This window comes from Acidovorax sp. KPB24-03, from assembly GCF_057546605.1.
Genome location: NZ_BAAJYR010000134.1, coordinates 1 through 9,778, shown reverse-complemented (window position 1 = coordinate 9,778; position 9,778 = coordinate 1). Strand labels below are relative to the sequence as shown.

Sequence of the window (9,778 nt, the reverse complement as noted above, 5' to 3'; positions counted from 1 at the left end):
TCCAGGGCCTTGAAGCCGGGGTAGACGACGATATCGACGGTGTAGGGAGTGGACAATGACGGGCAGAAACCAAGAAATCAAAAAAACGGCGGGCGGCACGACCCGTTCCAGCGGCCAAGATGCCCGGCACGGCGGCCAAAACACGGCCGGGGCCCGCGCGGCGCGCGGCGGAGCGGGCCAAACGCTTTTACGCTCGCGGCACCGGCATGCAGGACCGTCCGGGCGCCGCCCGGGCCGGATTGGCGCAGCGATTGTCGCCGGCCGATCCGGCCATGCAAGGCGGCCGGACCTGCCGCATCTGCTAGAAAGACTGCTGCAGCCGCCCGAGGCGCCGCGCCCGCCGGCATAAGACGCCGCCGTGCCCCCCTTTGCGAGCCACCGAACCATCCACTGACAGGAGCCCCATCCCATGAAAACCCAAGCCGCCGTCGCCTGGAAGGCCGGAGAACCCCTCACCATCGAAACCGTGGACCTGCAGGGCCCGAAATTCGGCGAGGTGCTGGTCGAAATCAAGGCCACTGGCATTTGCCATACCGACTACTACACCCTCTCCGGCGCCGACCCGGAAGGGATCTTTCCCGCCATCCTGGGCCACGAAGGCGCCGGCATCGTGGTGGACGTGGGGCCGGGCGTGACCACGCTCAAGAAGGGCGACCACGTGATCCCGCTGTACACGCCCGAATGCCGCCAATGCAAGTTCTGCCTGTCGCGCAAGACCAACCTGTGCCAGTTGATCCGCGGCACGCAGGGCAAGGGCCTGATGCCGGACGCCACCAGCCGCTTCAGCATCGACGGCCAGCCCATCTTCCACTACATGGGCACGAGCACGTTCAGCAACTACACCGTGGCCCCCGAGATCTCGCTGGCCAAGATCCGCGAGGACGCCCCGTTCGACAAGGTCTGCTACATCGGCTGCGGCGTGACCACCGGCATCGGCGCGGTGCTGTTCACTGCCAAGGTGGAGGCCGGCGCGAACGTGGTGGTGTTCGGCCTGGGCGGCATCGGCCTGAACGTGATCCAGGGCGCCAAGATGGTGGGCGCGGACAAGATCATCGGCGTGGACATCAACCCCGCCCGCCAGGAGATGGCGCGCCAGTTCGGCATGACGCACTTCATCAACCCGAATGAGGTCGAGAACGTGGTGGACGCCATCGTGCAGCTGACCGACGGCGGCGCGGATTATTCCTTCGAATGCATCGGCAACACCAAGGTGATGCGCCAGGCGCTGGAGTGCACGCACAAGGGCTGGGGCCGCAGCATCATCATCGGCGTGGCCGAGGCCGGCGCCGAGATCAGCACGCGCCCCTTCCAGCTCGTGACGGGCCGCAAGTGGGAAGGCTCGGCCTTCGGCGGCGCCCGGGGCCGCACCGACGTGCCCAAGATCGTGGACTGGTACATGGAGGGCAAGATCGACATCGACAGCCTGATCACCCACACCATGCCCCTGGCCGACATCAACCACGGGTTCGACCTGATGAAGCGCGGCGAGTCGATCCGCGGCGTGGTCATCTACTGACCGCCCCGCGGCAGACCCCGATGGTGCCCGCCATGGAACGCATGGAACCCCTGCGCCGGATCGAGGCCGGCGTGCTCGACGTCGCGTATTTCGAGGCCGGCCCCGCCGGGGGGCCGCCCGTCGTGCTGCTGCACGGCTTTCCCTACGACATCCATGCCTATGCCGAGGTCGCGCCGCGGCTGGCTGCGCAGGGATGCCGGGTGGTGGTGCCGTTCCTGCGGGGCTACGGCCCCACGCGGTTCCTGAGCGCGGCCACGCCGCGCTCGGGCGAGCAGGCGGCATTGGGCGCGGACCTGCTGGCGCTGCTCGATGCGCTGGCGATCGAGCGCGCGGTGCTCGCCGGCTACGACTGGGGCGGGCGCGCGGCCTGCGTGGTCGCGGCGCTGTGGCCCGAGCGGTGCGCGGGGCTGGTTTCGCTCAACAGCTACAACATCCAGGACATCGGCCGGGCCATGGCGCCCGACACGCCGGCCAACGAACAGCGCCTGTGGTACCAGTACTACTTTCACAGCGCACGGGGCGCGGCCGGCCTGGCGAACGACCGGCGGGCCCTCACCCGCCTGCTGTGGCAGTCGTGGTCGCCGACCTGGAAGTTCGACGAGGCCACCTTCGAGCGCAGCGCCGCCGCGTTCGACAACCCCGACTTCGTGGACGTGGTGATCCACTCGTACCGCCACCGCTTCGGCCTGGTCACGGGCGATCCGGCGTACGCCGGGATCGAATCGCGCCTGGCGGCGCAGCCGGCCATCCGCGTGCCGGCCATCACCTTCGACGGCGTGGACGACGGGGTTCGCCCGCCGGCCGATGCCTCGGCCCATGCCGCGAAGTTCAGCGGCCTGCGCACGCACCGCTGGGTGCCCGGCGCCGGCCACAACCTGCCGCAGGAGGCCCCCGAGGCCTTTGCCGATGCGGTGCTCGAACTGGTCCGTGCCACGCCTTCTTCTTCACTTCCCACGCCATGACCCATCCCCTCCAGACCCTGTCGGAACACCGCAGCTTCGGCGGCACCCAGCGCTTTTACCAACATGACTCCACCGAGATCGGCCTGCCGATGAAGTTCTCGGTGTACCTGCCGCCGCAGGCCGCCCACGGCCCGGTGCCCGCGGTGCTGTACCTGGCGGGGCTGACGTGCAACGAAGAGACCTTCATGGTCAAGGCCGGCGCGCAACGCCGGGCCTCGGAGCTGGGCCTGGCACTGATCGCGCCCGACACCAGCCCCCGCGGCGGCGCGGTGGAGTCCTTGCCGGACGCCACGGCCCGTTGGGATTTCGGCATCGGCGCGGGCTTCTACCTCGATGCGACCCAGGCGCCCTGGCGCACGCACTGGCGCATGGAAAGCTACCTGATGCAGGAACTGCTGCCCCTGCTGGGCCGGCACCTGCCGATCGACCTGGACCGCCTGGGCGTCTTCGGCCACTCCATGGGCGGCCATGGCGCGCTGACGCTGGCGCTGCGCCATCCCGGCCGCTTCCGGTCGCTCTCGGCCCTGGCGCCGATCTGCGCGCCCACGCAGTGCCCCTGGGGAGAGCGGGCGTTCACCGGCTATCTGGGCGCGGACCGCACAGCGTGGGGCGAGCATGACGCCACGGTGCTCATGGAAAACCAGCCGCTGGCCCCCTACCCGGCCGGCATCCTGATCGACCAGGGGCTGGGCGACAAATTCCTCGCCGAGCAGCTTTACCCCGAGCGCTTCGAAGCCGCATGCCAGGCCATCGGGCAGCCGCTCACCCTGCGCCGCCACGAGGGGTACGACCACGGGTACTACTTCATCCAGACCTTCATCGAGGACCATCTGGCGCACCACGCCGGGCAGTTGGCATAGGCCGGCGGGCCCACCTACCCGTTTTGTAACGCCACGGGTAAGCCCTTAATTTGCACTTAAGGCTGGCGCTCAAGAATGCGCCATGGCTCACATTCTGCAGCCGCAGTTGCGGCTTATTACAAAGACGAGCAAGGGAGCGTTGGGATATGCGGGGCTGGACCTCCGCAACGCCCTGCATCCGGCTTGGATCATCACCATCATCAGCCTCTGGCTGGCCACGGCCTGCAACGTGCCTTTGTGGCGGGCTCTTCTGCAATTGCCCAATGCCCACAGCCTGCGCGGCTGGGCGTTCCTGATGGCATTCGTCTTGGCAGTGGCCGCCGCCAATGCCGCGGTCATCGGCTTTCTCGCGTGGGGCCGCCTTCTCAAGCCCATGCTGGCCGTGGGTATCTTGCTGGCCGCTCTTGGTTCTTACTTCATGACGGCCTACGGCATCGTGATCGACACCGGCATGATCACCAACGTCCTGCAGACCGATCCGCGCGAGGCGGCCGACCTGCTCGACTGGCGCCTGCCGCTCACGATCGTGGCGCTGGCAGGGCCGCCCCTGTGGTGGCTGGCGCGCACCCGTGTGAAACCGCTCGGCGTTGCCCGGCAGATCGCGTTCCACGGCCTGCTGCTGCTGGGCTCGATCGCACTGGCCGCCGGCTCGGTCTTCCTGGTGTTCCAGGATTTTTCCTCCGCCATGCGCAACCACACGCAGCTGCGCTACCTGATCAACCCCCTGAACAGCATCTATGCCGTGGGCAATGCCGCTGCGCGCCCCCTGCGCCGGGATGCCGGCCCGCTGATGCCACTGGGGCGCGATGCCAGGCTGGGGGCGTCCTATGCCGGCCAGGGCAAACCACCGCTGCTGGTGCTGGTGCTGGGCGAGACCGGGCGCAGCGGCAACTTCGGTCTCAACGGCTACGGCCGCCCGACGACGCCCGAGCTGTCCGCGCGCAACGACCTCGCCAGTGCCCGCAACGCCTGGTCCTGCGGCACCAGCACGGCGGCCTCCGTGCCCTGCATGTTCTCCAACCTGGGGCGCACCGCCTACGAGGCCAGCCACATCCGCTCCGAGGGGCTGCTGGACGTGCTGCAGCATGCCGGCCTGGCCGTGCTGTGGGTGGACAACCAGTCGGGCTGCAAGGGCGTGTGCGACCGCGTGGCCGAGGCCAGCACCTCGGCCAAGCCCGACGACCCCCATTGGTGCGCGGACGGCAAGGAATGCCTGGACGACGTGATGCTCAAGGGCCTGGACGCCCGCATCGCGGCGCTGCCGGCCGATCAGCGGGCGCGCGGGACCGTGGTGGTGCTGCACCAGATGGGCAGCCACGGCCCGGCGTATTTCAAGCGGTCGCTGCCTTCGCAAAAGCCCTTCCAGCCCGAATGCCGGACCTCGGCGCTGCAGGAATGCCAGCGCCAGGAAGTGGTCAACGCGTACGACAACAGCATCGTGTCCACCGACCATTTCCTCAATGCCACCATCCAGTGGCTGGCCGCGCAGTCGGGCACCGCGCAGACCGCGATGATGTACGTGGCCGACCACGGCGAGTCGCTGGGCGAGAACAACATCTACCTGCACGGCATGCCCTACGCCATCGCGCCCGATGTGCAAAAGCATGTGCCGTGGATCACCTGGCTGTCGCCCGCCATGCAGTCGCGCACCCGCACGGCCACCGCCTGCCTGCAAAAGGACCTGGGCGAGCGGCGCCTGTCGCACGACAACTACTTTCACTCCATCCTCGGGCTGATGGACGTGCAGACCAGCGTTTACGAGGCATCGAAGGACATGTTCGCCACCTGCCGGGGCGTGGCCGCCGCAGGCTGACCCCCGCCGCGCGGCGACAATCGCGCCCATGAACCTGCGGTTTGTCGAAGCCTTCCACTGGGCCGCCTCGCTCAAGAGCATCACGCGGGCGGCCGAAAAGCTGCACATCACGCAGTCCGCCCTGTCCAGCCGCATCGCCGCGCTGGAAGAGGAACTGGGCGTGATCCTGCTGGACCGGCGCGAGCGCCTGTTCCGCCTCACCGCCGCGGGGCAGCGCTTTCAGCTGCTGGCCGTTCGCCTTCTGGAGCTGCAGCGGCAGGTGAAGGAAGAACTGGGCACCAGCCCGCACGCGCCGGTGGCGCTGCGCATCGGGGCCATCGAATCGGTCGTGCACAGCTGGCTCACCGGCTGGCTGCAGGAGATGCGCAAGACCCGCCCCGACTTCGAGCTGGAGCTGACCGTGGAAACCTCGCCCGTGCTGGTGGACCAGGTGCGGCGCGGGGCGCAGGACCTGGTGTTCACCTCCCTGCCCGCCACCGACACCGCGGTGCGCACGCGGACCATGCCGCCGCTGGAGCTGGTGTTCGTCGGGCACCGCACTCTGCACTCCGCGGGGCGGTACGACCTGCAGCGGCTGGCGCAGCACGACCTCATCACCTTCCAAAAGGGCTCGCACCCGCACCAGAGCCTGCTGCAGCTGTTCCAGGAATCGGGCGTGGCCGTGCCGCGCATGCACGCCATCTCGTCGATTTCGGCCATGCTGCAGCTCGTGGAAGCGGGATTCGGCATCGCGGTGCTGCCGCGCGCCGTGACGCAGCGGCTGTCGCACCGCATGCCGCTGCACATCTTGCGGGCCTCGTGCGCGCTCACCGCCCTGCCCATCCACGCCAGCTACCGCGAAGACCCTGGCTCGGGAATCACCGAATCGGTGCTGGAATCGGCCCAGGCGTACGTGGCCCAGACCCAGACTGCCCGAAAAAAGCGCACGCCGCGCTGACCGCACCGTCGCAGTGCACGCGCCCCCCGGGAAAGCCCGGATGGCATTGGCATGCTTTTCGCAATATTGAAAATTCAGTGGTCACCATCGATTTTTTCGATGACGTGAACGCAAAATTTTGCGTTGGATTCGCCGCCGTGCGGCTTTCAGAATTCGCGGCATTGCCACCACCGCAGGCCCGCATTCCAGGGCTTTCACGACGATGCCATCCCCTGTTCTTTCACCCGGCGCCGCCGCCGGGCTGACCGCCCGGTCCACCGCCCGAGACGTGCGCGCGGCCGCCCGCGCCGGGCACCTGTCCGACCACACGAGCGGCCTGGCCAGCGACTACGTGCAGGTCAACCTGGCCATCCTGCCCCACGCGCTGGCCAGCGAGTTCCAACGCTACTGCGAGCGCAACCCGCGCGCCTGCCCGGTGCTGGCAGTCAGCGAGCCCGGCTCACCCGCCTTGCCCGCGCTGGGCGCGGACATCGACATCCGCACCGACCTGCCCCGCTATGCCGTGTGGCGCGACGGCGTGCAGGTGGACACGCCCACCGACCTCTTCCAGCACTGGCGCGACGACCTCGTGACCTTCGCCATCGGCTGCTCGTTCTCGTTCGAGCATGCGCTGCTGGCCGATGGCATTCGCCTGCGGCATGTGGACCAGGGCCGCAACGTGTCCATGTACCGCACCGACCGCGCCACCGAGCCCAGCGGCGCGTTCCGCGGGCCGCTGGTCGTTTCCATGCGCCCCATGGCCGCCGCGGACGCGATCCGCGCCATCCAGATCACCTCGCGCATGCCGCAGGTGCACGGCGCCCCCGTGCACCTGGGCGACCCGGCGCTCATCGGCATCCACGATCTGTCCCGGCCCGACTACGGAGACGCCGTGGCCGTGCAGCCGCATGAGCTGCCGGTGTTCTGGGCCTGCGGCGTGACGCCCCAGGCCGCCATCGCGGCGGCCCGCCCCGCCTTCTGCATCACCCACGCGCCGGGGCACATGCTGGTCACCGATCTGCTCAACCGCGATCTGGTGACCGCCTGACGCCGCCCTTCCTGCCCCCCCCTTCCAAGAAAGACTTCGCACCATGTGGCTCCGGCACACCTCCCCCACCGAGCGGCGCACCCTGGCCGCCACCTTCGCAGGCTATGGCGTCGATGGCTTCGACTACATGATCTACACCTTCCTCATCCCCACGCTGCTGGCCGCGTGGAACATGTCCAAGGCGGAAGCCGGCTACATCGCCACCGGCGCGCTGCTCACCTCCGCCATCGGAGGCTGGGCCGCGGGCGTGCTGGCCGACCGCTACGGCCGCGTGCGGGTGCTGCAGTGGACGGTGCTGTGGTTCACGCTGTTCACCTTCCTGAGCGGCTTCACCGAATCGTTCGGCCAGCTGTTCTTCACCCGCGCCATGCAGGGCTTCGGCTTCGGCGGGGAATGGGCGGTGGGCTCGGTGCTGATCGCGGAAACCATCTCGGCCAAGCACCGCGGCAAGGCGGCCGGGCTGGTGCAAAGCAGCTGGGCCGTGGGCTGGGCCGCTTCGGCGCTGGCGTTCTGGGGCGTCTATTCGGTGCTGCCGCCGGAGATCGCCTGGAAGGTGCTGTTCTGGATCGGCATCGTGCCCGCCGTGCTCATCATCTACATCCGCCGCAACATCCAGGAGCCGCCGGTGTACCTGGCGGCCCAGGCCCGTGCCCGCGCCGCCGGCACGCAGGGCAGCTTCCTGCGCATCTTCCACCCCTCGCTGCTGCGCACCACGGTGCTGGCCAGCCTGCTGGCCACCGGCATGCAGGGCGCCTACTACTCGGTCACCACCTGGCTGCCGACCTTCCTCAAGACCGAGCGGCACCTGTCCGTGCTGGGCACCAGCACCTACCTGCTGGTGCTCATCGCCGGCTCGTTCGTGGGCTACCTCACCAGCGCGTGGCTGTCGGACGTGATCGGCCGGCGCCGCTGCTTCATCCTGTTCGCGGCGATGGGCATGGCGCTGGTGCTGGCGTACACGCAGATCCCGATCACGGACGGGTGGATGCTGGTGCTGGGCTTTCCGCTGGGGTTCTTTTTGTCAGGCATCTTTTCCGGAATGGGCGCATTTTTGTCAGAACTGTTCCCCAGCGACGTGCGGGGCTCGGGCCAGGGGTTCTGCTACAACTTCGGCCGCGCCATCGGCGCCATCTGCCCGGCGCTGGTCGGCACGCTGAGCAACACGCTGCCGCTGGGCCAGACGATCGGCTGGATCACCGCCATCTGCTACGGGCTGGTGATCGTGGCGGCGCTCGCCCTACCCGAAACGCTGGGCCGGGAACTGAGCCCCGAGGCCGCGCCCATCCACTGAGCCACCATTGCGCGGTGCGGAAAAGGGCAAAAAGGGAACCCGTTTTCACCGGGCGGCAGGCCGCGGGGTGCGGATCGAGCACGTAACTTGCATATGTATCCAACCGTTGCGAACACCTGACAGAAAGGGGTAGCCCGACTGCCAGACGAGGGGTGTTCACGGCCATACTGCGACCCATCCCAATGCCTTCCGTACGCCCTCCTGAAAGGACCCCTTCCATGAAAAAACTGACCTTGCGGCAAAAGCTCTGGCTCCCGCTGGTCCTCGCGTTGCTGGGGCTGCTGGCACTGACCTTCGTGAACGCGTGGCAGACCCGGCAGATCCAGTACCAGGCCCGGCAATCGGCCCTCTCCGACATCACCGACATGGCGCTGACCGTGGCCAGCGATTACGAAAAGCAGGCCCAGGCCGGCAAGATGAGCCAGGAGGAAGCCCGCAGCGCCGCCCTGGCACGCATCGCCTCCCAGCGCTACGGCAAGGACGGCTACGTCACCGTGATCGGCTCCGACTCGATCATGGCGATGCACCCCATCAAGCCCGAGCTGAACGGCAAGAACATGATCGCCTTCAAGGATGCCAAAGGCAACCTGCTCTACGTGAACATCGCCGCCGCCGGCGCGCAGGGCCGCGGGTTCCTCGAATACTGGTGGCCGCGCCCGGGCAGCGACGCCCCCAGCCCCAAGATCGGTTACGTGGTGCGCTTCAAGCCCTGGAACTGGGACCTGGTGGCCGGCGACTACGTCGATGACATCGAACAGGCCTACCGCGCCTCGCTGTACCGCGCGATCGGCTTGCTGGCCCTGCTGGGGCTGGTGATCTCGGCCCTCACCGGGCTGGTGGTGCGCGACATCGAACGCTCCGTGGGCGGCGAGCCGCGCGCCGCCGCCGGCGCCGCGATGCGCATGGCCGACGGCGACCTGCAGGCGGAGATCCCGCTGCGCGCCCGCGACGAACAAAGCCTGATGTACGCCATCGGCTTCATGCGCGACCGGCTCGCCAGCATCCTGCACCGCATCCAGCAGGCCACCAGCACCATCGACCATGCGGCCAGCGAGATCGCCCAGGGCAACGGCGACCTGTCGCGCCGCACCGAGCAGCAGGCCTCTTCGCTGCAGCAGACCGCCTCCAGCATGGAAGAGCTGACCGCCACCGTGCGCCAGAACGCCGACAACGCCCGCCAGGCCGCGCAGTACGTCTCCAGCACCGCCCAGACCGCCGTGCAGGGCGGCCAGGTGGTCAACCAGGTGGTGGAGACCATGCGCTCCATCAGCGCCAGCTCGCGCAAGATCAACGAGATCATCGGCGTGATCGACGGCATCGCCTTCCAGACCAACATCCTGGCGCTGAACGCGGCGGTGGAAGCCGCCCGCGC

The 9,778-nt window shown here is 68.4% G+C and carries 8 protein-coding genes; all 8 read left to right on the top strand.

Annotation, left to right across the window (positions count from 1 at the left end; all coding sequences use genetic code 11):
• Positions 1 to 409: 409 nt before the first annotated feature.
• Positions 410 to 1,516, top strand: coding sequence for an S-(hydroxymethyl)glutathione dehydrogenase/class III alcohol dehydrogenase (locus AC27KI_RS14515; RefSeq protein WP_092744641.1), 1,107 nt, complete (start codon positions 410 to 412; stop codon positions 1,514 to 1,516).
• 32 nt (positions 1,517 to 1,548) lie between these two features.
• Positions 1,549 to 2,478, top strand: coding sequence for an alpha/beta fold hydrolase (locus AC27KI_RS14510; protein WP_487114442.1), 930 nt, complete (start codon positions 1,549 to 1,551; stop codon positions 2,476 to 2,478).
• A complete protein-coding gene (gene fghA / locus AC27KI_RS14505) occupies positions 2,475 to 3,338 on the top strand; it encodes an S-formylglutathione hydrolase (RefSeq protein ID WP_487114440.1) in 864 nt (287 codons plus the stop codon). Before AC27KI_RS14510 ends, fghA begins: the two co-directional genes overlap by 4 nt.
• A gap of 82 nt (positions 3,339 to 3,420) precedes the next feature.
• A complete protein-coding gene (locus AC27KI_RS14500; RefSeq protein ID WP_487114438.1) occupies positions 3,421 to 5,151 on the top strand; it encodes a phosphoethanolamine transferase in 1,731 nt (576 codons plus the stop codon).
• A 28-nt stretch (positions 5,152 to 5,179) separates the two neighbouring features.
• Complete coding sequence (locus tag AC27KI_RS14495; protein ID WP_317358316.1) at positions 5,180 to 6,088, top strand: LysR family transcriptional regulator; 909 nt, start codon at positions 5,180 to 5,182, stop codon at positions 6,086 to 6,088.
• A gap of 202 nt (positions 6,089 to 6,290) precedes the next feature.
• Entirely contained in the window at positions 6,291 to 7,115 is an 825-nt protein-coding gene (locus AC27KI_RS14490) for a putative hydro-lyase (RefSeq protein ID WP_487114436.1), read from the top strand.
• A gap of 43 nt (positions 7,116 to 7,158) precedes the next feature.
• A complete protein-coding gene (locus AC27KI_RS14485) occupies positions 7,159 to 8,406 on the top strand; it encodes an MFS transporter (protein WP_284431464.1) in 1,248 nt (415 codons plus the stop codon).
• A 218-nt stretch (positions 8,407 to 8,624) separates the two neighbouring features.
• The coding region (locus AC27KI_RS14480; RefSeq protein ID WP_487114434.1) for a cache domain-containing protein at positions 8,625 to 9,778 on the top strand (1,154 nt) is incomplete at its 3' end.